At 44.7% G+C, this 24,839-nt stretch carries 26 protein-coding genes and 1 tRNA gene; 19 read left to right on the top strand and 8 right to left on the bottom strand.

Annotated features, from left to right (window positions below; genetic code table 11):
• Window positions 1-21: 21 nt before the first annotated feature.
• The gene (locus MKS89_RS12655) at window positions 22-1,260 is read right to left on the bottom strand and encodes a hypothetical protein (protein WP_072963600.1); all 1,239 of its coding nucleotides are present in this window, start codon (window positions 1,258-1,260) and stop codon (window positions 22-24) included.
• Window positions 1,261-1,355: 95 nt separating this feature from the next.
• Between MKS89_RS12655 and MKS89_RS12650 the strand changes: the two genes are divergently transcribed.
• The 4 genes from MKS89_RS12650 (at window position 1,356) to MKS89_RS12635 (ending at window position 3,698) form a co-directional block, all read left to right on the top strand.
• A complete protein-coding gene (locus MKS89_RS12650; RefSeq protein ID WP_072963602.1) occupies window positions 1,356-1,973 on the top strand; it encodes a DUF2589 domain-containing protein in 618 nt (205 codons plus the stop codon).
• 155 nt (window positions 1,974-2,128) lie between these two features.
• Window positions 2,129-2,824 (top strand): DUF2589 domain-containing protein, encoded by a 696-nt coding sequence (locus MKS89_RS12645; protein ID WP_072963605.1) that lies wholly within the window; start codon window positions 2,129-2,131, stop codon window positions 2,822-2,824.
• Window positions 2,825-2,922: 98 nt separating this feature from the next.
• Entirely contained in the window at window positions 2,923-3,165 is a 243-nt protein-coding gene (locus MKS89_RS12640) for a hypothetical protein (protein ID WP_072963607.1), read from the top strand.
• Window positions 3,166-3,215: 50 nt separating this feature from the next.
• Window positions 3,216-3,698, top strand: a complete 483-nt coding sequence (locus MKS89_RS12635; RefSeq protein ID WP_131814966.1) for a hypothetical protein — start codon at window positions 3,216-3,218, stop codon at window positions 3,696-3,698.
• Between the two features lie 59 nt (window positions 3,699-3,757).
• On the opposite strand, the gene MKS89_RS12630 is transcribed toward MKS89_RS12635, so the two are convergent.
• Window positions 3,758-5,515, bottom strand: a complete 1,758-nt coding sequence (locus MKS89_RS12630) for a bifunctional lysophospholipid acyltransferase family protein/GNAT family N-acetyltransferase (protein ID WP_072963612.1) — start codon at window positions 5,513-5,515, stop codon at window positions 3,758-3,760.
• 301 nt (window positions 5,516-5,816) lie between these two features.
• Between MKS89_RS12630 and acuI the strand changes: the two genes are divergently transcribed.
• Window positions 5,817-6,806, top strand: coding sequence for an acrylyl-CoA reductase (NADPH) (gene acuI, locus MKS89_RS12625; RefSeq protein ID WP_072963615.1), 990 nt, complete (start codon window positions 5,817-5,819; stop codon window positions 6,804-6,806).
• A 73-nt stretch (window positions 6,807-6,879) separates the two neighbouring features.
• Here acuI and MKS89_RS12620 read toward each other — a convergent pair whose 3' ends face one another.
• Both MKS89_RS12620 and MKS89_RS12615 read right to left on the bottom strand, forming a co-directional pair.
• A complete protein-coding gene (locus tag MKS89_RS12620) occupies window positions 6,880-7,140 on the bottom strand; it encodes a hypothetical protein (protein ID WP_072963617.1) in 261 nt (86 codons plus the stop codon).
• Between the two features lie 303 nt (window positions 7,141-7,443).
• Window positions 7,444-8,470 (bottom strand): IS630 family transposase gene (locus MKS89_RS12615; RefSeq protein ID WP_252518332.1). Its coding sequence is split into 2 segments (ribosomal slippage): window positions 7,444-8,019 and window positions 8,021-8,470, totalling 1,026 coding nucleotides; the frame shifts between segments, so codons are not numbered across the junction.
• A 17-nt stretch (window positions 8,471-8,487) separates the two neighbouring features.
• Here MKS89_RS12615 and MKS89_RS12610 point away from each other — a divergent pair.
• Together MKS89_RS12610 and MKS89_RS12605 are read left to right on the top strand one after the other, a co-directional pair.
• Window positions 8,488-10,467: an LTA synthase family protein gene (locus tag MKS89_RS12610; protein WP_370737060.1), complete on the top strand. Its 1,980-nt coding sequence runs from the start codon at window positions 8,488-8,490 to the stop codon at window positions 10,465-10,467.
• 187 nt (window positions 10,468-10,654) lie between these two features.
• Window positions 10,655-10,966 carry a hypothetical protein gene (locus tag MKS89_RS12605; RefSeq protein WP_072955778.1) on the top strand — a complete coding sequence of 104 codons (312 nt, stop codon included), beginning with the start codon at window positions 10,655-10,657 and terminating at the stop codon, window positions 10,964-10,966.
• Between the two features lie 97 nt (window positions 10,967-11,063).
• On the opposite strand, the gene MKS89_RS12600 is transcribed toward MKS89_RS12605, so the two are convergent.
• Window positions 11,064-11,321: a hypothetical protein gene (locus tag MKS89_RS12600; protein ID WP_235862534.1), complete on the bottom strand. Its 258-nt coding sequence runs from the start codon at window positions 11,319-11,321 to the stop codon at window positions 11,064-11,066.
• A 39-nt stretch (window positions 11,322-11,360) separates the two neighbouring features.
• On the opposite strand from MKS89_RS12600, the gene MKS89_RS12595 reads away from it, so the two are divergent.
• The gene (locus tag MKS89_RS12595; protein WP_072955784.1) at window positions 11,361-11,732 is read left to right on the top strand and encodes a hypothetical protein; all 372 of its coding nucleotides are present in this window, start codon (window positions 11,361-11,363) and stop codon (window positions 11,730-11,732) included.
• Between the two features lie 63 nt (window positions 11,733-11,795).
• On the opposite strand, the gene MKS89_RS12590 is transcribed toward MKS89_RS12595, so the two are convergent.
• Window positions 11,796-11,915 carry a DUF2789 family protein gene (locus MKS89_RS12590; RefSeq protein ID WP_235862536.1) on the bottom strand — a complete coding sequence of 40 codons (120 nt, stop codon included), beginning with the start codon at window positions 11,913-11,915 and terminating at the stop codon, window positions 11,796-11,798.
• 327 nt (window positions 11,916-12,242) lie between these two features.
• Between MKS89_RS12590 and MKS89_RS12585 the strand changes: the two genes are divergently transcribed.
• From MKS89_RS12585 to MKS89_RS12560, 6 genes are all read left to right on the top strand, one after another.
• Window positions 12,243-12,890, top strand: a complete 648-nt coding sequence (locus MKS89_RS12585) for a peroxiredoxin (protein ID WP_072955787.1) — start codon at window positions 12,243-12,245, stop codon at window positions 12,888-12,890.
• Between the two features lie 109 nt (window positions 12,891-12,999).
• The gene (locus MKS89_RS12580; protein WP_072955790.1) at window positions 13,000-13,863 is read left to right on the top strand and encodes an MBL fold metallo-hydrolase; all 864 of its coding nucleotides are present in this window, start codon (window positions 13,000-13,002) and stop codon (window positions 13,861-13,863) included.
• Between the two features lie 15 nt (window positions 13,864-13,878).
• Window positions 13,879-14,289, top strand: coding sequence for a protein tyrosine phosphatase family protein (locus MKS89_RS12575; protein ID WP_072955792.1), 411 nt, complete (start codon window positions 13,879-13,881; stop codon window positions 14,287-14,289).
• Window positions 14,290-14,322: 33 nt separating this feature from the next.
• Window positions 14,323-15,570, top strand: a complete 1,248-nt coding sequence (locus MKS89_RS12570; RefSeq protein WP_205409196.1) for a SulP family inorganic anion transporter — start codon at window positions 14,323-14,325, stop codon at window positions 15,568-15,570.
• 12 nt (window positions 15,571-15,582) lie between these two features.
• Window positions 15,583-16,047, top strand: coding sequence for an STAS domain-containing protein (locus MKS89_RS12565; RefSeq protein WP_205409197.1), 465 nt, complete (start codon window positions 15,583-15,585; stop codon window positions 16,045-16,047).
• 48 nt (window positions 16,048-16,095) lie between these two features.
• Window positions 16,096-17,283, top strand: a complete 1,188-nt coding sequence (locus MKS89_RS12560) for a replication endonuclease (protein ID WP_235862535.1) — start codon at window positions 16,096-16,098, stop codon at window positions 17,281-17,283.
• Between the two features lie 524 nt (window positions 17,284-17,807).
• Here the strand turns inward: MKS89_RS12560 and MKS89_RS12555 are convergent.
• Entirely contained in the window at window positions 17,808-19,049 is a 1,242-nt protein-coding gene (locus tag MKS89_RS12555) for a Vps62-related protein (RefSeq protein WP_072955795.1), read from the bottom strand.
• 452 nt (window positions 19,050-19,501) lie between these two features.
• On the opposite strand from MKS89_RS12555, the gene MKS89_RS12550 reads away from it, so the two are divergent.
• From MKS89_RS12550 to MKS89_RS12530, 5 genes are all read left to right on the top strand, one after another.
• Window positions 19,502-20,809 carry a replication endonuclease gene (locus MKS89_RS12550; RefSeq protein ID WP_077316564.1) on the top strand — a complete coding sequence of 436 codons (1,308 nt, stop codon included), beginning with the start codon at window positions 19,502-19,504 and terminating at the stop codon, window positions 20,807-20,809.
• Between the two features lie 84 nt (window positions 20,810-20,893).
• Window positions 20,894-22,018: a hypothetical protein gene (locus MKS89_RS12545; protein WP_131814875.1), complete on the top strand. Its 1,125-nt coding sequence runs from the start codon at window positions 20,894-20,896 to the stop codon at window positions 22,016-22,018.
• Between the two features lie 385 nt (window positions 22,019-22,403).
• On the top strand, window positions 22,404-23,825 hold the full coding sequence (locus MKS89_RS12540) for a hypothetical protein (protein ID WP_235862532.1): 1,422 nt from the start codon (window positions 22,404-22,406) through the stop codon (window positions 23,823-23,825).
• Between the two features lie 48 nt (window positions 23,826-23,873).
• Window positions 23,874-24,221 carry a hypothetical protein gene (locus MKS89_RS12535; RefSeq protein WP_072955801.1) on the top strand — a complete coding sequence of 116 codons (348 nt, stop codon included), beginning with the start codon at window positions 23,874-23,876 and terminating at the stop codon, window positions 24,219-24,221.
• Between the two features lie 125 nt (window positions 24,222-24,346).
• Window positions 24,347-24,535 carry a hypothetical protein gene (locus MKS89_RS12530; RefSeq protein WP_072955804.1) on the top strand — a complete coding sequence of 63 codons (189 nt, stop codon included), beginning with the start codon at window positions 24,347-24,349 and terminating at the stop codon, window positions 24,533-24,535.
• A gap of 195 nt (window positions 24,536-24,730) precedes the next feature.
• On the opposite strand, the gene MKS89_RS12525 is transcribed toward MKS89_RS12530, so the two are convergent.
• Window positions 24,731-24,807 (bottom strand) — tRNA-Ile (locus tag MKS89_RS12525).
• Window positions 24,808-24,839: the final 32 nt, after the last annotated feature.

The following is a 24,839-nucleotide window of genomic DNA, read 5'->3' as shown; positions in this document are numbered from 1 at the left end:
CAGAGAGTCGGGGGAATCCGTTTAAAAATACCCGGCGGCTTTTTTCAGTCTATCGACCATCACTTTCTGGTTCTGATTATCGGCAAAAGCGATGGTATTTGAGGCGTAAATATGTTCGCCGGTATCGAGCGTGACGATTCTGGCAAGGCCGGTACTGCCCCAGAAGGTGTTCACGAGCGTGCGATCATCATTGGGCAGATGATTTAATTCAGCAGAACGATAATGGAGGACTTTGGTCGATGCCGGTGGTAGCTCTGCGTTATTCTGATAATCCTCCATCAGCAAACGGACATCGACATAGTTATTGTCACTGATTTGTACCCGCATTAGCGCCACAGGGCGGAGTGAAGTACTGACCCGGCCGGTATTCCCAGCAACAACGTCGAGGGTGAAATAGCTATATTGGTGATATTTTTCGGCTTTTAATTTGTTGAGTTGCGCTTCGATACCGCGAATATTGTCCCGCAACTGTTCCAGCCGATGATTATTTTGTTTGATGACTTCACCGAGATCATCTCTCACATCGGACAGCAAAAACTTCAGAGCCGGCAGATTAAATTGGGGTGTCTGTTTCCCGGTAAATTTCAACTCGGCATAGTTGCGGGTGATCGTCAGCACCTGTTGTTCGTAGTAGTGGGCTTCAGAATCATCGATATAGTTGCTGAGCGTCCACTGTTTCATTTCGCTGACCCTGAATTCACTGAGCTGATGTTCGTGATCTTTCGGATCCAGATAGGCATTGATGGTCGCAATGTATTGCTCTAGCTTGGCGCGAGTTTCAGCAATATTTTTCAGATCCTGACGGGCAGCATTATATGCATCAGTTAAGGTGGATACGGTGAATTCAGGGTAGTCGATTTTATCTCCCTTTTCCCCCTGAGGATTGTATTCATAGCGCAGTTGTTCAGGAATATAAGGTTCAAGTAATTGGAGTTCATCGGTATCGAGTGTGGTTTTGAGGTGATCGGATTCGATCCGTTGAATGCCGGTGATTTCTAATGTGACATCCGATGTTTCGACAAAATAAATTTGCCAGATTGGGATCACTGATGCCGATGCAATACCTGCTAGTCCTAACAATATCGGCCGACTTTTGGTCTTCAACTTTTCCAGTAATGGTTTCATTGATATCTTCCTTTCAATCTCTGCATTGATCACAGCGTATTCGTAATACAAGTGCTTGGCGAAAATCGTTTTTTTGACGGTGAAATCACGCACCATGACTGAGCCTGAAATCTCGGATGCAGAGAAAATAGCCATTCATCGATTTGACCTGAAAGTCCCTGTGTTAGGCCGATAACTTTTCGGCAGAGTCAACAATACTGGGTTCATGTGAACTAACGGAACAGAGATGCATGATCAACTTAGAAGAGTTTGTTCATTCGATTCATGTGGCGACGGCTTCAGCCGGAGAAGCGCTCATTCAGAAAAATCTTGATTTGCTGGAGCGATTTTTTGAGCCGGCGGATGACGATGATGAAGACATCACACATATGGCAGAAATCGGCCGTTCAGATGCCAAAGTTGAAGGCAAGACACTGAAGCGCGGTGAGAAAAAAGAACCACCGTCGGATGATGCACCGAAGCTGTTCATGCATGGTGAATACGGGGGCGAGATTCCGATTCTTAAACCGAAAATGGTCGCAATGCAGTATCCGACGGTGACTCGCAACGGGCCGGGTATCCAAACTGTAAATGTTCCGTTGATTACTCTGATTCCGTTATCTCAGGTTGAACTCCGGGAAATGAGTTTTTCTACTGAATTGGAGCTCAGTGTCAACGGTGATGCACTGCAAGTTTCATTTCCTAAACGAACGCTCAAAGCCAAAGAAATGGCAGAAGAAGGCGCCAAGCAGGGGCATGGTGGTAAAGCCAAGCTGGAGGTAAAAATCGCAGCGATGGAGACGCCGGACGGGCTGAAATATATCGTTGATGGTTATGAAAGAGCGTTGAGAGCGCAGGTTCCGGGTTAATTCATGAATGAAATCGTGATTAATCAAGAAGAAATCCGATTAATCACCATAACAGACAGTGACTGACCGTCATTGACCGTTATTACGTCGAGCACGGGGTTGAGTGCTCTCTGATGAGTGAAAAGCAGATGTTTACACACAGATAAGGAGTATTTATGGCAGTCTCTTCCGGGCCGGGTCTGGTCTCAATGGCGCAACAATTCAGTGGTCTCCCGATGGGAGATTTGATCGGCGGGCCGCTTATGGCAGCTGCCGATGCGAACAATAAAATGGCGATGACGCAGGTGAAGTTCATGCTTGATACCTGTTTCAGTAAACAGGCTGTCAAAGGTGGGAGTGACGATCAGTCATCAGGTTCCGAATATCAGCCGGTGATGGTTGATTTGAAACTCAAGCGGCCCGTGATTACGACCACCAAAGGTGAAAAAGAAGGAGACTCGACCGTTAGTACCGATACCGCGGAATCATCGATTTCGATTCCGTTGCTGACATTGCTTCCTTTGAATGCGCTGGCGGTTGATGATGTCAGTATCGAATTCAATATGGAAGTGAAGTCCAGCTTCTCGAATGAGCAAAGTCAGCAAGAGAAAGAGAATATGAGCGCTCAGGGGAGTTTTGAAGCGAAGATCGGTTACGGCCCGTTTTCTGCCAGTGTGAGTGGTAGCGTTTCGAAATCTTCTGAAAAGAGCAACAGCAACACAGAAAAATATGAAAAGAGCAATAAAGCGAGTTATGACGTTAAAGTTCATGCCGGTCAACTGCCGTTGCCTGAAGGGGTTGGTGTGATCATTAAGGCTTACACCGACAATATTGCACCGATTATGGTAACTGAAAACAAATCATCATCGTGATGAAATAACCTCACTTGGCCAGCCTGCTAGTCTATGCCCTGGGGTTGGCCCTTTTTCTCTATGACAATGTTTGTCTTTATCTCAACAGAGGTGTTGCCATGAATATTCAGTTACCTTGTCCGACTTGCCTTGAAAACGGTAAGAAAAGCATCATTTATATTGAGCCTGAATTGTTATTATCCGGTGCGCATTTCTCGTGTCCGGTTTGCCATAGCTCGGTGGCGCTGTCGATCAGTAGTTATCCTGTTTATCGTCAGGGGTTAGATAAGTATCGCCAGTATCAAATGGTGACTCACGGGCTGAAAGCAGAAGGCGAGCGGCCGAAGCTTGATCGTAGCTAACTTAATCGTACCCAACTTAATCGTAGCTAACTGACATAAAGGGATGCGTGATGAAGAGTAAGTCTACAAAGGCACAATCCCAATCTCCCGGGGTGTTGGCTGAGTGGTTGATGCGAGATATTCTCCGAGCCAAAGCACGCACGGAAGATGAAAAATTCTCACCGCTTCAGGATTACTTTTCCATTGATGACGATGCGATGATGACGGCCAAACCGGTCGGGATCAAAATGCCTTGTGTGACTGATGAGGGCATTCGTTACCAAATTCAATGGATACCGTTATACATGTTGTGCCCGTGTCGTTTTTTCAAAGTTGAGAGTTTGTCACTTGAGTTGAATGCCTACCTTGAACAACGTGACCGAGATGACACAACCGCGGTTGCGCCACAGGTGACGTTATCTAAAAAAGCCCACTGGTGGTCAAACAATACACCAGTCAAAATGTCGCTGCATTTTTCAGAGTCCTCGGGGCAAACGATCCGTATCGAGTGTGATGAGCCCATGCCCGCAACGCCATCCCCAGAGACGGATTGACTCTGGGGATGTTATGCAAGACTGAGCTAATACAAGCCTGATTTTATACATGTATGGCTTTATACAGCATGGTGCGCCAGATAAGCTTTGGCCGGAGCGCTACCCATATAGCGGGTTAAAGTCTTTTCTGACACTTGGCGGAGATCGACCACGATCAGGCCGTCGAGCGAATCATGAAAATCCGGGTCAACATTGAAGCAGGCAAATTTGCCGTTCAGTCCCAAATATTGCCGCAATAGCACCGGTACACCTTTCCCTTCATCGATTCGGGCAATCACTTTGGACAGCAGTTGTAAGTCCGCCAAGGCACTGAGCAGGTGAATACTCCAGTCATGGGATTTGTGGGTCGGTAGTGGATTGGTCGGTTTAACGAGCTGCGCCTGCTCTGGATCGTAGTAATTCAAAGTCATGGTTTGTGCCATTAGTTGACGGGCATCATCACTATATTCATTACTGATACTGACGGGGCCGAACAGATGCGTATATTGTGGATGACGGGTGACGAAGGTGGCGATCCCTTTCCAGAGCAATAGCAGTGATGCCATGCTTTTCTGATAGGGTTGTGCGACCACGGAGCGGCCCATCTCTATCGATTTACCCATTTGATGAATAAACTGCGGGTCATAGTTGAACAAGGTACTGGAATACAGCCCGGCCAGACCGTGTTCCGCCATCAGTTGGTCGACCAGACCCAAGCGATAGGCACCGACCAGTTCATCGGCTTCCCGATCCCAGATAAACAAGTGGAAGTAATGACGGTCGAACTTATCTATATCCAGTGCCAGTCCGGTTCCTTCCCCGACCTGACGGAAGTTGATCTCCCGAACGCGGCCGATTTCGTGCATGATGCATGGGATTGAGGCTGCTTTGGCGCAATACACATCAAATTCATTGTATTGCAATAGGTGCTCTTCTGCGGATAACCGAGCTAGATCACTTTTCAGATCATCAAGCGGCAGACGAGGTGCGACAGGGGGGAGGGTGAGATCGCCATCTTGCTTATTGCGTTGTTTTTGGGTCGCCGGATTGAGCAGGTAGGTATTAAAGCGAAGGTAGTGGACTAATTGCTCATCATTGAGTGGGGTGACTTCTTTATATTGAATCGGTTGACCGATGGCGATCTCGATTGAGCAGGATTTTTTATTGAGTAGTTCCCGCCCGAGCATCAGCGTTCTCAATAGCGGGTGAATTTTCCCTGCCATATAGAAACGCTTGGAGTTTTGCCCATTAATAAAGATGGGCACTGACGTTGCGTGGTGTTTTTTAATTAAGCGGCTGACAGATGTGCTCCACGCTTTATCCTGTAGCCGTTGTTGTTTGATATCGACCAGATGAGACACTTCTCCGGCAGGGAAAATCAGCAGCAGGCCACCGTGTTCCAGATGACGATGGGCGGCTCGCATTGCTTTCAGATTCGCCTGCTGTGATTCGCTGGTGTTAAAAACATCGACGCCGATAAATAGCGAATCTAACTCGGGGACGGTTTTCAGATAATGATTGGCGAGAATTTGGATATCAGAACGAATTTGTAGCAGCATTTCAGCCAGAATCACGCCTTCAACGCAGCCGAGTGGATGGTTGGCGACCACGACGGTCGGGCCGGATGCGGGAATATAATTCAAGTTGCCTTTAATCACCCGATAGTCGATCCCTAAAATTTCCAGGGTGAATCTTAAAAAGTCCTGAGTATTGCAGTTTGCCGGACGCTGCGCATAAAACTTATCTAATTTGGTTAAGCCTGTTGCCCATTCCGCAATGTGTTCTCCGACACCAAATGGTGTCTTTTTGGGGAGCTTAAAAGGACTGTTCGCTAGCATATTAACCTCGAATCATGATGATGATCTTCATGCTAGGGAGGATTTGTTGCAGGCTCGCTTCAGTTTTATGAGACTTTCATTTCATACCGGTGAAGTTCTGATGACCTTGTTGTAACAAGATAATGAACGCCATTTGATTTAGTTCAAAAAAAAGGTAGCTTAGTGCCTGTGGTCAGGCTTTCTGCTTGAAGCTTTTACCGTGAAGTAAGAGACTGACTATCTTATGGTTTTATGACTGCTTTAGACGTTCAAGCTATAATCTTTCTACATCGAATCAAGAGATACTAATTAGGGGAAAACTATGTTCCAAGCTCTCTATATCGACAAACAAGGTGATGATTATCAATGTGCGCTGAAAACCCTGCAGGATGAGGATTTTCCTGAACATGGTGATGTGATCGTTCGGGTTGATTATTCCACGCTGAACTTTAAAGACGGATTGGCGATTACCGGAAGCTCACCGGTTGTCCGCTCTTTTCCTATGGTTCCGGGGATTGATTTCTCCGGCGTCGTTGAATCGAGCCAGCACCCTGATTTTTCAGTTGGTCAACGGGTATTGATCAATGGCTGGGGACTGGGCGAGAAATACTGGGGCGGTCTGGCTCAAAAAGCGAAAGTTCCGGGTGAATGGTTACTGCCGGTGCCGGCGACACTCAGCAATTTTGATGTGATGGCGATTGGGACGGCCGGTTATACGGCGATGCTCTCGGTTCTGGCATTAGAGAAACAAGGCGTATTACCGCAGAACGGACCGATTTTGGTGACCGGGGCCAATGGTGGTGTCGGTGGATTTGCGGTCGCATTTTTGGCAAAACTCGGTTATCAGGTTGTGGCTTCGACGGGGCGTCCTGAAGAAGCGGATCGGCTCTATGCGCTCGGCGCATCCGAGATTATTGAGCGGCAGAGTTTATCTCAACCGGGGAGACCGCTGGCAAAAGAACGTTGGGCTGGAGTAATCGATTCTGTCGGTAGTCACACATTAGCCAATGCTTGTGCGTCAACGGTATATGGTGGCGTCGTTACCGCATGTGGATTAGCTCAGGGGATGGATTTCCCTGCCAGTGTGGCACCGTTTATTTTAAGGGGGGTGACTTTAGTCGGGATCGATAGTGTGATGTGTCCGATGGATGAAAGACATATGGCATGGGAAAAAATTGCCGAGTTGGTTGATTCGGACCTCATTGCACAGGCCAGCCGTGTAATTGGTATGTCGGAAGTGATTGAGACCGCACAAGCCTTACTGGCAGGCAAAGTGGCAGGGCGTGTGGTTGTCGATGTCAATCAGGACTGATCAATTGACCTGACAGACTTGTCATTTACATCACCGGAGAGATGTACTCCGGTGATGTTTAAGGTCGGTTCGCTTATCTTTCTTTCGGTTCTCCCACTTCACACATATAATTCAAATACTCACTTTCATATCGTTGATCATCAAACCGTTTATCGTTGAACCATTTATCGTTGAACCGTTTATCGTTGAAGAAAGAATCCGCAAAGCCTGATTTTTCCAACCAACCATCAGACCATTCATGCCCGTTGATGTGATCCGGTGGTGAGTCTTCATCTATATTGAGAGGTAAATCATGGAGGAATGGCAGTGTGATGCTACTGCGAAAATCTCCCACACATCGATTGTATCTTTGTATTTTGCTCAAGCTTCTCTATATTTAGAAATGTTTTACATATTCCAATGAATATTGTGAACAGCGGTGCTTGGTCGATTTTGCCTCTAAAATCAATATGATATTTTTTTTATATATAAATTTATCTGAATTTATTTTAGATTTGCTGGTCGAATGGAAATTAGGTGTTGGATTCTGGTTTAAAGATGATTCAGGTAAAGATTTGATGGTCATTTTTGTCAGAGCGAAGCGTCACTATATCTTTGAGGGAATTGACATTGTATAAAGTAATACCAATCGCACTAATTAATTGGTCAACATGGTCCAATCTCTAAAGCAGAGTGAAATGACTCTGCTTTTGTCTGCACAAAAACGATTCCAAGCACTACACAGCTTGTCGACAATATCGTCATAACATTCAAAACACCTATTGGCTATTTCGTTCTGACGTAACCAACTCCATACCTGCTCTATTGGATTCAGTTCCGGTGAATAGGACGGTATATGAATGATAGTCACGTTCTTGAATGAATCGGCAAGATAACTTTGATGCCAACTGGCTTGATCCATGATGACGACAGCATGTTTGTCCGTGGGTGTTGATTGAGAAATGAGCCTGAGTTGCTCTTTCATTGCTTCCATGTTGCTCATCGGCACAACAATAGCTTCAGTTTCTCCGGTATTAACGCACACCGCTCCAAAGAGGTACGCATACTCAAATTGCTGTTGTTGTACCGCTCTGGGGCGAGTCCCTTTTTCTGCCCATATTCGGGTGGTTGTGTTGCGCTGGCCAAATCTGGCTTCATCTTGAAACCAGATTTGAACATCTTTTAAAGCCACATGTCCTGGGATCTTAAGGATCGTTTCGATTTGGAATTTTTTTAAAAGCTTCTTGCGCTTCTACAGATTGCTTTGGGTGCTTTGAACGCGTTGTTATCCAAACTAAATCAAGCTTTCTCAATATTTTATAGATACCTGATAAGCTGTACGATAGGCCAAATTCCTCATGTATGAATTCAATAATATCTGTTCCCTGTAGTCTTCCACCTTCAGGCTTAATCGCATTGGAAGTTATGTACAGCTTTAACTGAGATAGCTGGTCTTCAGTCAGTCGTGGAGGACGGCCTGTATGCTGCTTTTCTACTAAGCCTTCAACACCGTTCTTCAAATAAGTCACCACCCAGTTATTGACACTGGTACGACTGACTTTTAAATATTTGGCGATCTGAGTGCGGCTTTTTCCATCCACGAAATGAGATATAGCAAGAAGTCTCGTACGCATCCTAGCATCAGATGTTTCACGAATAAGTTTTGGGAAGTCAGAGGTCATCATATCAGCTCCTATTGAAGTTGACATTAGATCATAAAATTAGTGCGATTGGTATAAAAGCCTTGCTGGGGCCGTTATATCCGATTGTTAGCGCTGCGGTTGTTTTTATTCTTCTTTTTACGATTTCTCGTTTAGGTCTGTCGCTATGGCAGATTGAACGTGTGAATGATGCCCAAGGATGGGGAAATATTTTTTGGGGGGGCTTAAGGGTTGATGTGTCGTCGATCTGTTACTTGTTGATCTTACCTGCACTTCTTTCTGCACTCCTTTCAGGCGATCATCTGGTTGGGCGTTTCTGGCACGTGATTCTCCGTATCTGGTTGACTGCCGGATTATGGCTGGTTGTGTATATGGAAGTGGCAACCGTTCCGTTTATTCAAGAATATGATCTTCGTCCGAATCGATTATTTGTCGAGTACCTGATTTATCCGAAAGAAGTTTTTGGGATGCTTTGGAGCGGCTATAAACTGGAGCTGCTGATTGGTCTGATTACATCGGTGGTAACCATTTTCATTGGTTGGCGCTGGTCGAAAACATTGGTGACAGGACTTTCTTTCCCGCGCTGGTACTGGCGTCCGGTGATTGCCGTTGTCGTGGTTGCTTTGGGTGTGATGGGGGCTCGTTCGAGCTTTGAGCATCGTCCGATGAATCCGGCGATGGTCGCTTTTTCCAGTGACCCATTGATGAATGATTTTGCGTTGAACTCTTCTTACTCGGTGATTTTTGCTGCCAAACAGATGGGCTCTGAAGCCAGTGCATTTCAGTTTTATCCGAAAATGGCCAAAGACAAAATTATCGAAGAAGTGAAAGCCTCGATGAATGTTCAGTCGCAAGATTTTGTGCCGGGTGATAAACCGACATTGGCTCGCCATCAGGCACAGTATCAGGGCAAGCCGAAAAATATTGTCATTTTACTATTAGAGAGCCATGGGGCTCAGTTCGTCAGCCGTCTTGGGGGCATTAATGCTTCCCCGAATATAGACCGTTTAATCGATGAAGGTTGGGCTTTTACCCGGATGTATGCCACGGGAACCCGTTCTGTCCGTGGGATCGAAGCTGTGACGACTGGGTTTACACCGACGCCGGCGCGTGCGGTTGTGAAATTGGGTAAGAGTCAGACGAACTTCTTCACGATTGCCGATCTCTTGAAAAAGCAGGGCTATCATACGCAGTTTATTTACGGTGGAGAGAGCCATTTTGACAATATGAAGAGCTTTTTCCTTGGCAATGGCTTTGTAGATATGCAGGATTTTCCAACCTTTAAGTCCCCTGAATTTGTGGGATCATGGGGGGCTTCCGATAGTGACTTGTACAAAAAAGCGGATGAGCAGTTTACCCGGTTGGATGCGCAGCATAAACCTTTCTTCAGTTTGGTGTTCTCCTCATCAAATCACACGCCGTATGAGTTTCCGGATCGCCCGTTTGAACGGTATAACCAGCCGAAGAATACGGTAGAAAATGCTGTGAAGTATGCCGATTACGCTTTAGGTCAATTTGTGAAGAAGGCGAAGCAGTCTGCATATTGGAATGACACGATCTTTGTCGCTGTGGCTGACCATGATGCCCGAACCAGTGGTAACTTACCGGTGCCTATCGGTCACTTTAAAATTCCGGCGATTATCTTTGGTGGTGGCATTGAACACCGACTGGATGATCGGTTGGTCAGTCAGATCGATCTACCACCGACACTATTATCTCTGGCGGGGATCAGTAGTATCAATCCGATGGTCGGCAATGATATGACCAAAACAGTGCCGGTCAATAAGCAGCGGGCCTTGATGCAACGGGATAAGAACTTTGGTTGGATGACGGCCGATAATCAAGTGGTCGTGATTCGTCCTGAGCAGGGGATTACAACGTATCAGTATGATCCGCAACACGACACATTAACCGACCATCCTGTGGCTGAGTCTGTCGTAGAAAGAGCCCACGCCTATGCAATGTGGGGCAGTCTGGCTTTTCAGGACGACTATTATCAAGCGCAAAAGGATTATCACTAATCTCAGATATGGCGAATTTTTCGGGGGAGGGCCGTACAGGTCTTTCCCCCATAAACAAACGATCTATTTGATTGACCGTCATGATTGACGGGGTTGCTATTATCATGGTGGCAATCGTTCACATCGCCCTAATAAATCGTCAAGTTTGACCTACACTTGAGGGATGTAGGTCTAATTGGATATATCGATGCCAGATCAAAATATCGGACAAATACTCCAGTCTTTCAATAATATAGAATCTCGAATCCAAGAGCAGCATGGTATGCTACGAGAGTTGACTGCTAAGGTGAAGTCACTCGAAGCTCAGAATAAGCAATTGGTTCAGATGATCCACCAATTACAATCACAAGCGTTATCCCCATCGCCTGAGCAGTATGGTCAGAGTAAGGCTGAGTTTCAGGAGCAAGTCACGCGTAGTTTACGTTCGATTGAAGATAAGTCGAAGAAAGCGATTGAACTGATTAAAGCCAACGGTGGTAAAAAACGCGCTTGGCCATAAGCGATAGAATGAGCGATGAATCGGGTCGACGGGGGGTCTCAAAGAAGTGTGATTTAAAGGTATAAAAAAGGCGGCATATGATACTGCCTGAAGTTTTTTATTTTGAGCAATTTGCATTGACGATGTAGCTTGTTTGGTCAAATTTTTGCCATGCGCCAGTACCTACGCCATCGACGACTAGAATAGAAACGAGGCCAAAGTCGATGAGTATGCCCAACAATGTGGTCGGATCGAATGACTTCGTCACAGGAATAGAAACTGAGTGGCAATTATCTTCTTCAACGCGAATCGTATAGTTTTGATTTTTCTTGAATACGGTAACGACATTACCATCGTCAAGATATGCTTCATTCACATAGATTTTAGCTGTTGGGTTTTTACTACGAATCGATACTTGTTGACTTGTGCCGTTAAACATCGCTGCACAACAAAAGACGCCAATCTTGCGGTAACAAATCAACTGTTATCCAATCGTCCGGATATCAATACCATCATTGCGAACCTGAATACCCAAATGACCAATATCCACAAATCTGCATCACAAGAGGGGATGTATGATGCGATTTTTCAGCCGATTGTCAGCGCACAGAAAGGTCAGAGTGATTCGGAGAACACAGAGTCAAGGTCTACGCTCGAACAGTCCATATATGATGTAAACGAGTTGCTCGACCAGATCAAATTTACGCGAGAAAAATTAAATGCTACGAAAGCCCGATATGTTCGTGCTCAAGAGGCTTTGAAGCTATGTCCGGCGGTGAGTTTCTAAAACAAATTACTTCTCAGAACGACTAAAATATCCTCCTTCTCGGGAGGATATTGACTCAATCACTCATTCGTCTCGCAGCATGACATCGAGTTGATCCACCAACTCGGTCCAATCGGTATCTTCCTCAATTGTCTGTTTTAAAAAAGCGGATTGGGAAGCAGTCCAAAAGCTGGCTTTATGTATCAGTGTTGAGTCTCGTGAATTCAGAAAAATATCACTTAGTGAAGAGCCCAGTTTTGCTTGAGCAGATCTTTAAGTGCAATTACTCATTAAAATGACCACTCAAATTCTGGGAGATGACACTCAGAATTTTAACTGCACCTTCTTAAATTATTTAGCATAAGCTATAAATTATCCATGAGCATGAGCGACTTTAAAAGTTTCCTAATCGCTATACCCTATCAAACTAATTGTTCATTTCTATTTGTTCTTAGTGGCGAATGTCATTAAATTAATTCCATTAGCAAATGCTAATTAATTAAACTCTAATATACATGAAAGGAATACAATATGACTGAACAAACAACTGTAGTTGCAATGCCACGTCTGAATGAAGCGGCTCCGGCTTTCACCGCAAAAACCACTCACGGTATGCTTAGCTTGGAAGACTACAAGGGCAAATGGCTGGTTCTTTTCTCTCACCCAGCAGACTTTACTCCGGTATGTACGACTGAATTTATGGCATTTGCTCAGGCAAGTGCAGACTTTAAAGCCCTTAATTGTGAACTGATGGGTCTGTCTATCGATGGCGTTCATGCACACATCGCATGGGCTCGGAGCATTAAAGATAACTTTGGTGTTGAAATTAACTTCCCGATTATCGCTGACCTGAATATGAAAGTCGCTGGCGCTTACGGCATGGTTCAGCCAGGTGCAAGTGATACTTCTGCGGTTCGTGCCACTTTCGTTATCGACCCTGAAGGCGTACTACGTGCGATGCTTTACTACCCAATGAGTAACGGTCGTTCAGTTGCAGAAATCCTGCGTCTGGTTAAAGCACTACAAACTACCGATGCAAACGTGTGTGCAACTCCGGAGAGCTGGACTCCTGGCGATGAAGTAATTGTTCCACCACCTGCAACCGCTCAAGAAGCCGAAGTGCGTAAAGATCAAGGTTACAACTACGTTGACTGGTATTTCAGCAAAAAATCACTGTAATCAGCAACCCTTGTTAACCTGACACTGAGTTGCTTTGTGAACGGGTGCTTTCCAGCCCCCGTTATTTTAACAATATATGGTTCATCCTTTACGAAACCAAGGAGGAAATATGACTCCCAATGTTTATGAGTTTTTCGATCCGAAAACTTCCACCTACAGCTATGCTGTCGTGGATCCAGACAGCCAGCAATGTGCCGTTATCGATTCGGTGCTAGACTACGATCCCGCTTCTGGTAGAACTTCATACGAAACAGCAGATAAGTTGATTGAGTTTATAGTGGAGAGTGGCTTAAAGGTTGAGTGGATTCTTGAAACTCATGTTCATGCTGATCATCTAAGCGCGGCTCCCTATATTAAGCAGAAACTCGGTGGTAAATTGGGGATTGGTGACAAAATTACGGTGGTACAGGATACGTTTGGCAAACTGTTTAATGCCGGTAGTGATTTTGCAATGGACGGCAGCCAGTTTGATCATCTGTTTGCCGATCAGGAAACCTTTACTCTTGGTCATATTGAAGCACACGCAATCCATACTCCGGGCCACACTCCTGCCTGTATGGCTTATGTGATTGGTAATTGCGTATTTGTTGGCGATACCTTATTCATGCCCGATTATGGCACTGCCCGTTGCGATTTCCCCGGAGGAGATGCAGCTACCCTCTATCACTCAATTCAGAAATTGTTCTCTCTGCCTGATGAAACACGCGTCTTTATGTGTCATGACTACAAAGCACCAAACCGCGAAGAGTATCTGTTTGAAACGACGATCGGTGATGAGCGTCTACACAATATCCACGTCAAAGAAGATATTTCTGAGCAGAAATTTGTTGAAATGCGTGAAGGTCGTGATGCCACGCTGAATATGCCGACCCTGATTTTGCCTTCGGTTCAGGTCAATATGCGTGCCGGAGAATTGCCACCGGAAGAAGATAACGGTGTGCGCTATTTGAAAATACCATTGAATAAAGTCTGAAATGGAGTTGCTGTTATGCTGATACCAATCTATTTAACTGATTCAATGACCGTTTCACCACAAATTCTGCCCAGCGACGTAGCACGTCTGGCTGCAATGGGGTTTAAGTCGATCATCAACAACCGCCCGGACGGGGAAGAAAATAGTCAGCCTCTGAATAGAGAAATTGAACGACTGGCTAAAGAACAGGGCTTAGCCTATTTTCACCTACCAGTGATCTCCGGAAATATTACTCAAGAGCAGGGCAAACAGTTTGGTCAGCTCTTTGCACAGGCTCCTAAACCAATTTTTGCTTTCTGTCGCACCGGAACACGTTGTAGCGCACTCTGGGCAATGAGCAGCGACGAATTGGGTTCATTTGATCAACGCATTGCCCAAGCCGCCGAAATGGGTTTTGACCTGAGTTGGGTTAAGCCATCCGATTAACCGAATTTACACATTGCTTAGGATAATCAAAGCATGAAACATTCTTGGTTGAAATGGCTGCCGATATCGTCTTGGTTGCCTGATTATTCGCGTCATGACGCCACGAAAGATGGCTTAGCTGCTATTATCGTGACTTTGATGCTGATCCCACAAAGCCTTGCATACGCCATGGTCGCTGGCATGCCACCCGTTGTTGGTCTGTACGCCAGTATCCTGCCGCTGATCGCTTATACTCTGCTTGGTACCAGTAAAACACTGGCCGTCGGTCCGGTAGCGGTCATCTCGTTAATGACCGCAGAAGCCATTGCTCCGCTGTTTGAAACGGGTAGCCAAGGCTATATCACGGCCGCGGCAACCTTGGCATTTCTTTCCGGTATCGTGCTATTGCTGATGTCGGTACTAAAACTGGGATTTCTGACCACTTTTTTAAGCCACCCGGTGCTTTCCGGCTTTATGACCGCCTCCGGTATTCTTATCTCTATCGGTCAGTTTAAACATATTCTTGGCGTGCCTCTGCACGGAGAAAATGTGATAGAACGCCTGACCAACTTGATTCTTGCGTTGCCCCAAACTAATTTCTATACGTTGCTGATTGGGGCATCCTGTTTGATTGCCCTGAGCTATGCACGTAAGAGCCTCAAACCCAATTTAATCAAATTGGGACTTTCATCAGAACTTGCAGGTCATGTAACCAAACTGGTTCCAGTGATGGTGATGATACTGAGTATTGTACTGGTAGCCCTGTTTGATCTGGACAAAAAGGGCGTAAGCGTGGTCGGCCAGATCCCAAGCGGTTTGCCCAGTTTTTCATTGCCATCGCTCGATCTCACCTTAATTGGCGACCTGCTTCCGGCCGCGATTCTGCTGAGTATTATCGGTTTTGTCGAATCAGCTTCGGTTGGCCAGACACTCGCGGCGAAACGTCGCCAGAGAATTGAGCCAAATCAGGAATTGATTGCCTTAAGTGGTGCCAACATCGCTTCGGCTATTAACGGGGGATTTCCGGTTACCGGTGGTCTGTCGCGATCAGTCGTCAATTATGATGCTGGCGCTGAAACGCCATTGGCGGGCACATTTACCGCAATCGGGATCGGTATTACCGTGCTTTATTTCACCCCGCTGTTCACTTATTTGCCACATGCGGTACTAGCGGCAACTATTATCGTTGCTGTATCGGCACTGATTGATGTGAAAGCCATCATCCATACCTGGAAAAGTGCTAAAAGTGATGCTATTGCCATGTTTCTTACTATTATCGGTGTACTGATCTTTAATGTTTAGATTGGCGTACTGGTGGGACTAGCTTCTTCTCTAGCACTATTTTTATGGCGCACCAGTCGGCCACATATTGCAGTGGTCGGCTTAATTGAGGGAACCCAACATTTCCGCAATATACATCGCTTTAATGTAATCCAAAGTAAAACGGTACTCAGCCTGCGGATTGACGAAAGCTTATATTTCGCCAATGCTCGCTATCTTGAAGATCAGATACCGGAATATATGGAACAGTACCCGCAAACCCAACATCTGGTCTTGATGTTATCCGGGGTAAATATGATCGATGCCAGTGCGCTGGAAAGCCTGACGTTAATTCACGACCGTCTGAAAGAATCCGAGATTCAACTGCACTTATCAGAAGTTAAAGGCCCGATCATGGACGATATGCAAAAGTCAGACTTCTTTGAACACTTCAAAGGCAAGGTATATATCAGTCAGTATGAGGCGATGGCTGATTTGGACAGTTCGGTTCTTCAATAGCTGATTTATTGCTACTTCATAAAGGTGGTGAATTGAAATAAGCGGTTATTGAGCCTCGTAATTTCCATTGGTATCAGCCTGGACAAACATGACTTCTATGATAGTAAAAAGGATGTGGTTGCTCCCTTAGATCGGGATGAAACCGTTCGCGGCTTTATCCGTCAGCAAGGCATTACTCCGACAGAAACCCATTCCCTCAATGGTGAAATGGGTCGTTACAGTGATGCAAAATGGTGGTTACGTAAACTGAGAAAATCGCGCAGACGCAATATTGAAACGGTGCTGCATCATCTCAATCAGGTCAACAAGAAAACCAGTCTGTATTGTTCTCGTCTGACGCTGAAAGCCCGCATCAGACAAAAAGCCTATCAACATGAATATCTCTCCAATACCTTTGCTGTCAATGAGCACGGCCAGCGCTTCTCATTACTGGAATTGTCACAAAAAGGCGTATCAGACCCGAAAATCAGAAAAGGCGAGCTGATGGTCAGAGCCAGAGGCTTTGAAGAGTTGGCGCAAGACTTAGGACATGAAGCGACCTTTTTAACCATCACCTGCCCGTCGAAGTATCACCGCAGTTATTCCAAATCAGGGGATATCAATCCCAAATGGGAAGGATTGACCCCATTAGACGGGCAAGCTTATCTCAATAAACAGTGGCAACTCATCCGAGCCAAGCTCAATCGGTTAGACATTCGTTTTTATGGCTTTCGGGTGGCGGAGCCACAACACGACGGGACACCACACTGGCACTTACTGTTATTTGTCGAAAAGCATCAATATCAAAAGATGGTCAATATCATGCGTGATTATGCCTTGCGTGAAGACGGTGATGAAACCGGAGCCGACAAGCACCGCTTTACCGAAGTGAAAATTGACCCGAACAAAGGCTCAGCGACTGGCTACATTGCCAAATACATTTCCAAGAATATCGACGGTGAAAACCTTGAATGTGGCATCTATGGCGAAGACCCGTTAGAAGCTGCGGCCAGAGTGGATGCATGGGCGGCTTGTTGGGGGATTCGTCAGTTTCAGCAACTGGGTGGCTGTTCCGTTACCGTCTGGCGAGAGTTGCGCAGATTAAAAGACATCATGGATTTACCGGAAAGAGCCAAGGCCATTATTGAAGCCGCTGACAAAGGCGACTGGAAGACTTACACGCTGCAAATGGGCGGTGTGTTCTGTGAGCGCAAGGCGCAGGTGTTTAAACCTTACTATGAGCTTTCCATCGACTAAGACACCGGAGCGGTGAAAACCAGCCAATATTGTGACAACGAACTGGTCAGGGCTTTAAAAGGGGTGATGACTGCCGGGCGTGAATTCATCACCCGTGTTTTTGCATGGCGGATAGAGTCCGGCTTAGCGTCTTCTTTTAACTTGGAGTTCTGTGAATAAGTGTATTTTTGGGAGGAGCAAAAATACACTGAGAGGATAATGTATTTTAATTATGAAACTGGTATTGTATTGGTTTCACTGTTGTTTAGCATTGCAATAAATTTTTTAGTAAAGAGTATTCTTTTTAAGCTAGATATTAAGTGTGAGATCCTTCTCACCCGTTCAATTTAATAGAGCTTATTGTAATGAAAGCGTATTGAGTCATTTCAAATTTCAGGTCAGGAATTAGTGCTGATTGTGTTAGAAATGATGGAAAAAGGCTCGTGATCGTTGTTGTGGATTGGAGAAATTCCGGATTCCATGCCAAGTTCTGATCCGGGATGGGTTCACGGACCCGCAAGCGGATCCGTGGGCGGAACAATCGCTTAATTGAAATTTAGCCGCTCTCTTCTGGCTGGAATTTCCCGGGTCGTTTCTCCGTTTGGATATTCACTGTGAACAAAATAATCGACATCGAAAATTAAACGGGTCGGTAAATTGGAACCATCTTCACGAACAACCTGCAATTCATAATTGGTTGACCATATTGCCTGTGCTCTACCCGGAGGAACTTCTATCGAATATTCCAGAGTCTCTTCACGGAACTGAGTGATGTTGGTTGAACGCTGCCAGCCCAACTCAACGGAGACAGTCGCCGAAACTTCACCCCCCGTCCCCAGGAAACTGACCCCACTTGTCGCTGTAACCGAGATTCCTGTCGTCACACTGAACGACTCTTCTTTACTTTTACTGATCCCGGTCGTGATCGATTCAGTGATTTTTTGAGTCACAGAGGTTTGGTTATGATCATATATCTCAGTTTTATAAGCAGCGTAACGATCCACCCGATAAAACGGAGAATTCTGTACTTTCCAGGCCGTATCTCTGGCATCGTCTTTAATTGCGGTGAAAGGAACCCAGACAGAATGATCTAATACCGGAGTCGTCTGACTTGATGGCGGAGAGAAGCTGTCCAGATGCGGTGGTTGAGGTTCCGGATGAGATTCGGTCGGGAAAGGCAGATTCAAGACATGTAGTACCGGCGCTCCCTTCGGTTTGTCGTATTTGTTATTCGCAACGAAACTGTTGACGGCAAATAAGCCTCTGTTTGAATCGAGGTACGTCGGTGGCGTTATGATTGCAAATGTGTCAATGTCCTTATCTGCGCCAGACCCGTGATCTGCCCAGATTTGCGGACCAATATCCGCCATATAGACAAGATCAGCCCGCACACACATCACGTCATCTAATGATGGTTTGCCGTAACCATCTGCAAAGACATCCCCGAGTGAAACATACCCATCAGGCGCAACAGGACGCCAGCACGAACCATCACGGTCAGCACCGGAACCATGATCCGCCCATATCAATGTATAATCGGTCGGACGTGCCAACGCATCGGAGTTTGCATCCGCAGCTTTCACGGTCATCGCAGCCCGGTTATTATTTATATCACCGTAATTGTTGACACCGACACTGCCCAGGGCAAAAAATCCTGCCGCAGGGATTGGATGCCAATACGCACCATCATCATCGGCGCCACTCCCTTTGTCGTTCCAGCGGAGGGTAAATTGATCGGTAAAACAGATGACAAGCTCGCCAAACTGACGTTGTTGTATTTGAGACATGAATTGATCCTCGAAGTTATGAAAAGCTGATCTTTACTTTCCTGTCTGTACTTCGTCTTGTAGACACGAACATGGTAAGCATCAAAAATAGATGTATTCACAGAAAACCATGTTGTCGTGGCCTACATTGAATTTTATAGATTAAAAATCAATCACATACAACCCATTTTCTTAGACCTGGTTTTACCATACACCTGATGTTGATATAGGCGAACCGGAAATATGCACATAAATGCAAATAATACTCATGCATATTTGGTGATTCCTCTGAAGTCTAGGAGTCACCTATTCATGTGTCAATGTTGATTTAAATGAGGTAATAAAAGTTTAATAATGAGAATGGGTTATGGGATACACGGGCGAATAGATATTCCAGGAAGCATTTATAATCGGGTCTGTATGCCGTTGAAACGGAGTTTTTCCCCAATTGACACCGATAAATGACTCGCTGAATGCTGTATTTTGCTTTGCGTCGTCAATTTATCAATGATGCACTTGCCCTTGAAACCGTTCGCGGCTTTATCCGTCAGCAAGGCATTACTCCCACAGAAACCTATTTCCTCAATGGTGAAATGGGTCGCTACGGTGATGCAAAATGGTGGCTGCGTAAGCTGAGAAAATCGCTCAGACGCAATATTGAAACGGTGCTGCATCATCTCAATCAGGTCAACAAGAAAACCAGTCTGTATTGTTCTCGTCTGACGCTGAAAGCCCGCATCAGACAAAAAGCCTATCAACATGAATATCTCTCCAATACCTTTGCTGTCAATAATCTGGGACAGCGATTTTCTTTGCTGGAACTGTCACAAAAAGGTGTGGCTGACCCGAAAATCAGAAAGGGCGAATTGATGCTTCGGGCCAGAGGCTTTGAAGAATTAGCGCAGGACTCCGGCCATGAAGCCGCTTTTCTTACCATTACCTGTCCGTCAAAATATCACCGCAGTTATTCCAAATCTGGCGATATCAATCCCAAATGGCAGGGCTTCACCCCGTTCGACGGGCAAGCTTATCTCAATAACCTGTGGCAGTTAATCCGGGCGAAACTCAACCGCCTGAATATCCGCTTCTATGGCTTCCGGGTGGCGGAGCCACAACACGACGGTACACCGCACTGGCACTTACTGTTATTTGTCGAAAAGCATCAATATCAAAAGATGGTTGATGTCATGCGTGACTATGTCCTGAGAGAAGACGGTGATGAAGCCGGAGCCGACAAGCACCGCTTTACCGAAGTGAAAATCGACCCGAACGAAGGCTCAGCGACCGGATACATTGCCAAATACATCTCTAAAAATATCGACGGTGAAAACCTCGAATGTGGTATCTATGGCGAAGACCCGTTAGAAGCTGCGGCCAGAGTGGATGCATGGGCGGCTTGTTGGAGGATTCGTCAGTTTCAGCAACTGGGCGGCTGTTCCGTTACCGTCTGGCGAGAGCTGCGCAGATTAAAGGACATCATGGATTTACCGGAAAGAGCCAAAACAATCATCGAAGCTGCCGACAAAGGCGACTGGAAGACTTACACGCTGCAAATGGGCGGTGTGTTCTGTGAACGTAAAGCGCAGGTATTCAAACCTTACTATGAACTTTCCATCGACCAAGACACCGGAGCGGTGAAAACCAGTCTATACTGTGAAAATGAACTCATAAGAGTGTTAAAAGGGGTGATGACTGCCGGACGTGAATTCATCACCCGTGTTTTTGCGTGGCGGATTGAATCTCAGCTCGCGACATCTTTTAACTTGGAGTTCTGTGAATAAGTGTATTTTTAGGAAAACGTTATCGGATAAAAAGGCTTTGTCATTTAAATTATTGATATTTTAAATGCAATGTATGGTTTTTTTATGAAAAAAACAAATGTAAAAAATATTATTGTGTTTTTAGCTGTGTTTTATATTTTAGTTGGATGCAGTAGTATCAAGAACCTCCGAACAGAAGCGGAAAAAAATTCAGGCTATACATATATTCCATTAGAACCATTACCTATAAAAATCGATAGTAATGACCCTAGCTGTAATTCAAATGATACTGATAAAAAATTAGTTAGTGCTCTCCCAGATAATGCAGTTAGAATGTCGATCCAAAGTTTTGATGCTGATGGTAATATAACGTATGGTTCCAGTAAAGCTGGTGTTAGTACTGGTAGCTACCGAGTTATAGTAGACTATATTATGTCGGATGTAGTAAGTGTTCCAGTTACTATTAGTAAATTGGCAAGATCAAAAACTACAAATAAAGAAGAATATGTTAATCCTTTAGGAACTTTGAATAGTAGGGATTATGATTTGACTTCTGTTGTTTATAATGTCACAAAAACAATTGACATAGCTAGTGCAGGAACTCGGAAGTCTACTAGTTTGAAAACAGGAAAAAGTGTTTCAAGTAATGAGAATGCATCAGCGTACGCTGTCACAAATCCGAAATTTAATTATTCAATAGCAACCAAGCTTACGCTACCTTGTGTAACAAATGCAGATAATGAGGCTTGTAAACCAACAGATAGTACATCTAAAACGGAAGAAAGTTTCGTAAACAATCGAGTTATTCCTAAAGTTACACTGGATATACCCATCTATGTGGGAATAGGTTTAAGAGTTACAGCCAATGTGAATGTTATTAAGACGAATGCAAACATATCTGGATTAGGCGTCATTGGTATGGAGGCTGAGTCTAATGCTCTTAACGGAGATTTAATAATTCAAACTCTGGGTATAAATGGTGAATCTGTTTCATCAGCACTACCAATTCAAAGTGAGTTAAATAGGACCACAGCTCAAAATGCTATTGTATCAATTGCTCAAATCAAGTCTATGCTATATCAAGCTAATTTAGCTGCTCGACCTCGGATTGTTGGTATGTATTTACCAATTCCTGGAAATGTTACCTTAGTAAATGCAATTGTTTCAGAGTTATCGAAAGAAAATAGTATTGAGTGGAAAAAAATATGCCCTAGCAAAAATAAATTCTGATTGAACGACAGTACTCTGTGGTGTCCGATAATTTTCATGTAAGACTGTTTTTATAAGGGGGATATAAGATATGAGTTTAAATTAATATTGTTGTAATCAGTTGCTTGCTTGAAAATGGGTTAATGATAGAACCATTAATAAACGTATAAGGATTTAAATAATTTTTATAATCCTAATAAAAATTTTAGGAGTATAGCATTGAAATGTTTCTGTCCATAAATGAGTCAGCTAAGTTGTACTGACTCTATGGACAAAAGAATGCTCCCAAGATGGAACCAAAATCAAATTAATTCCCTAGTTTCATATCTACAACTGCATCTCTCTTACCACCACTGTATAATACGCGCTCATTTTAATAAAAAATCCACAAACACAAACAACGTTAATGAGTTACCGAACCATTCAAGTTTACAACCTGATGGCTTATGAGTTCACTCAGGTTGAAGGGGATTTCATGTTCCTGCGTGAGTCCGATGTGAAATCTGTAATTCCCTTCGGGATATCCTTTCCAGCCTTTCTTGAACAGCTCCGCATCGGGCATCAGGTGTTGCTTACTGATGTTCCGTCTGTTCCTTTGCTAATCCGGGATCGGGATGAATGGGGCAATCTATACTGGCGGGTCAATCCTGTGGTTGAATCCAATCTCGATTCTCTGGCCCATAAAGCCTATACCGAGAGAGCGGGATTGGTGAATCATGGGGTCGGTTCATTCTATTCAGGGAGTGTCAATGCGTTGGTTTATACCGAGCCTTACATTGAGCCTGAACCCGTGAAATTATTCCTGAAAGAGCGTTATGAGAAGCAATGTCAGGAGAACCATCTCAATAGTGAAAAAACGTGGGCGATGCTTCAGGAAAGAAAAGCTCAGGAAAAGGCACAGGAACAGCAATTTTCTCTGGGATGGATGCAGGTCGAATCAACTCAATCTCAGCAAGATTTGTGGACAAGTCTGTTCACTTCTGACACGGCCACGACACAAAAGCAATTAGTCAAAAAGTATAATACTCATCTGAATGAACCTGTTTGTCAGGGCGAAATTGTTATATTACCAACCACGGAGCCTACGACCGATAAAGAGAAGCAGTCGCTTACTGAGTTACAGGAAGAGGCGCAAGCAGCTAGTACCGAATTAGCGAAGCTTAGTGATGAAGAGGTCGCAACTGTTTACCGCCATTTTGAATTATTAGACTATTATGCTTCGAACGGTTTGAAATATATCCGGGATAACGGCTTACCTTCGGATCAATATGCTTATGCATCAGTCGGTGTTAGTGCCGTTGCGACGGGGATTGAAAGTCACTTAAAGCATGTCGGTAGTATCATTCAGGAAATAAATTCTCTTTATGTAACCCAAGTGGCTATGGCAAGTCGTACAGGTGGGATTAATTATGGTTCTTTTGTTGCCGAGCGTGCGGCACTGCTCAATAAACTGGACCAGTCATTTACCCGCTTTTCAAGCCGCGCTATAAACATCCCAGCTTTTCGGCAGGTAAAAAAATCACTCAGGCTTTCTACCAAATCTGTAATTCATAATGCGGATGACATTATTAAGAGTGGCGTCGTCCCGAACCTTGGCAAACGAATTGCCAATATTTCAGTTGGTGTTTGGGGGGCTAGAGGTGTTGGTTATTTAGGCCTTGGATTAGCAGCAGCTAGTGGAGTAAATAATATTTACGATGCTTGTTCAGTCGATGGTAGAGGGGAGTGTGGTAAAACAACTGCAAGGGAAGTTGTAGGCTTTTTCTCTGGATGGATTGCTGGCGTCTGGGGGATTCATTGGCGGTACATTTGGATCTATGGCAGGTAAAGCTACAGTTGATATTATTTATGAAAAAATGATGGAAGGACTCGAATAGTGAATCTCATTGACTGGATACAACTGATTTCGGGCGGTTTTTTTATAGTCTGGATTGTTCCTTTGGGAATTCAATCTATCAGTATTTCATTAGGTAATTCAAAGCGTATTCTGTTTATAGATGAGCAGTTGGCGAAAGATGTTAATGAAGTCTATGAAAAGCCTTTTCACATGACATTTTTTGCCATAGGTGGGCGTTTTAATCGTTATTGTGTTGCGTATCCGTTCATTTATCACCGGATGACGACAACATCTAAAGGTTTTCGGGTTTTGATGGCCCTGAACTCGGCCTGTTTCTACAGTTTCTTTATCTTTTGGCTTTCTGTTATTGCTGAACGTTTTCTTTGATTTCAGTCCATACAAACATCATTTGACACCTCCCTCCAACAGAACTCATCTACCCGTGTACTGGCAAAATCCAGTGCCGAGCTTAGGAACCCCGAGATAACCAAAAGGCGCATGGAGAATTCATCATGTGTCATTGTGATTCATCTAAAGACCCTTCCGATCTCATTCATGAAGCTCACGAAATTGTTTTAGGATTGTCGGCCTTGGCAATCGCTCAGAAAGGTTCTATGGAACATTTAAGCGGGGAATCGTTGTTTTTCCTGCTACAGCCGATTCAGAACAAATTAGAGGTTGCATTGATGCGGATGAAGTAGAGAATTCAGTGAACCATTTGATGATTGTAACTTGTTGTAAAGGTCGGAATACTCCGGCCTTTTTTCTTATCCGGGAACCGAATATAGCAGCCGGATTTATAGCAGTGGTGCTATAAATAATTTTGCTATAAATATGCTATAAATAGAAAACAAAGAAAAAGGACTTAGATGAAAATCACCTAAGTCCTTGATATTTGGTGGGCCTTCCGGGACTTGAACCCAGGACCTGCCGATTATGAGTCGGATGCTCTAACCAACTGAGCTAAAGGCCCCTTAAGACGGACGATTATAGGGGATACGTCCT

This window comes from Vibrio gazogenes (assembly GCF_023920225.1).
Classification (GTDB): Bacteria; Pseudomonadota; Gammaproteobacteria; order Enterobacterales; family Vibrionaceae; genus Vibrio; species Vibrio gazogenes.
This window is presented reverse-complemented; position numbering and strand designations above follow the sequence as displayed.

Coding starts and splice junctions, on each gene's coding strand:
- MKS89_RS12655 (WP_072963600.1), bottom strand. CDS start 1,260: ATGGCTATTTTCTCTGCATCCGAGATTTCAGGCTCAGTCATGGTGCGT.
- MKS89_RS12650 (WP_072963602.1), top strand. CDS start 1,356: ATGATCAACTTAGAAGAGTTTGTTCATTCGATTCATGTGGCGACGGCT.
- MKS89_RS12645 (WP_072963605.1), top strand. CDS start 2,129: ATGGCAGTCTCTTCCGGGCCGGGTCTGGTCTCAATGGCGCAACAATTC.
- MKS89_RS12640 (WP_072963607.1), top strand. CDS start 2,923: ATGAATATTCAGTTACCTTGTCCGACTTGCCTTGAAAACGGTAAGAAA.
- MKS89_RS12635 (WP_131814966.1), top strand. CDS start 3,216: ATGAAGAGTAAGTCTACAAAGGCACAATCCCAATCTCCCGGGGTGTTG.
- MKS89_RS12630 (WP_072963612.1), bottom strand. CDS start 5,515: ATGCTAGCGAACAGTCCTTTTAAGCTCCCCAAAAAGACACCATTTGGT.
- acuI (WP_072963615.1), top strand. CDS start 5,817: ATGTTCCAAGCTCTCTATATCGACAAACAAGGTGATGATTATCAATGT.
- MKS89_RS12605 (WP_072955778.1), top strand. CDS start 10,655: ATGCCAGATCAAAATATCGGACAAATACTCCAGTCTTTCAATAATATA.
- MKS89_RS12585 (WP_072955787.1), top strand. CDS start 12,243: ATGACTGAACAAACAACTGTAGTTGCAATGCCACGTCTGAATGAAGCG.
- MKS89_RS12580 (WP_072955790.1), top strand. CDS start 13,000: ATGACTCCCAATGTTTATGAGTTTTTCGATCCGAAAACTTCCACCTAC.
- MKS89_RS12575 (WP_072955792.1), top strand. CDS start 13,879: ATGCTGATACCAATCTATTTAACTGATTCAATGACCGTTTCACCACAA.
- MKS89_RS12570 (WP_205409196.1), top strand. CDS start 14,323: ATGAAACATTCTTGGTTGAAATGGCTGCCGATATCGTCTTGGTTGCCT.
- MKS89_RS12555 (WP_072955795.1), bottom strand. CDS start 19,049: ATGTCTCAAATACAACAACGTCAGTTTGGCGAGCTTGTCATCTGTTTT.
- MKS89_RS12550 (WP_077316564.1), top strand. CDS start 19,502: ATGCTGTATTTTGCTTTGCGTCGTCAATTTATCAATGATGCACTTGCC.
- MKS89_RS12545 (WP_131814875.1), top strand. CDS start 20,894: ATGAAAAAAACAAATGTAAAAAATATTATTGTGTTTTTAGCTGTGTTT.
- MKS89_RS12540 (WP_235862532.1), top strand. CDS start 22,404: ATGAGTTACCGAACCATTCAAGTTTACAACCTGATGGCTTATGAGTTC.
- MKS89_RS12530 (WP_072955804.1), top strand. CDS start 24,347: ATGTGTCATTGTGATTCATCTAAAGACCCTTCCGATCTCATTCATGAA.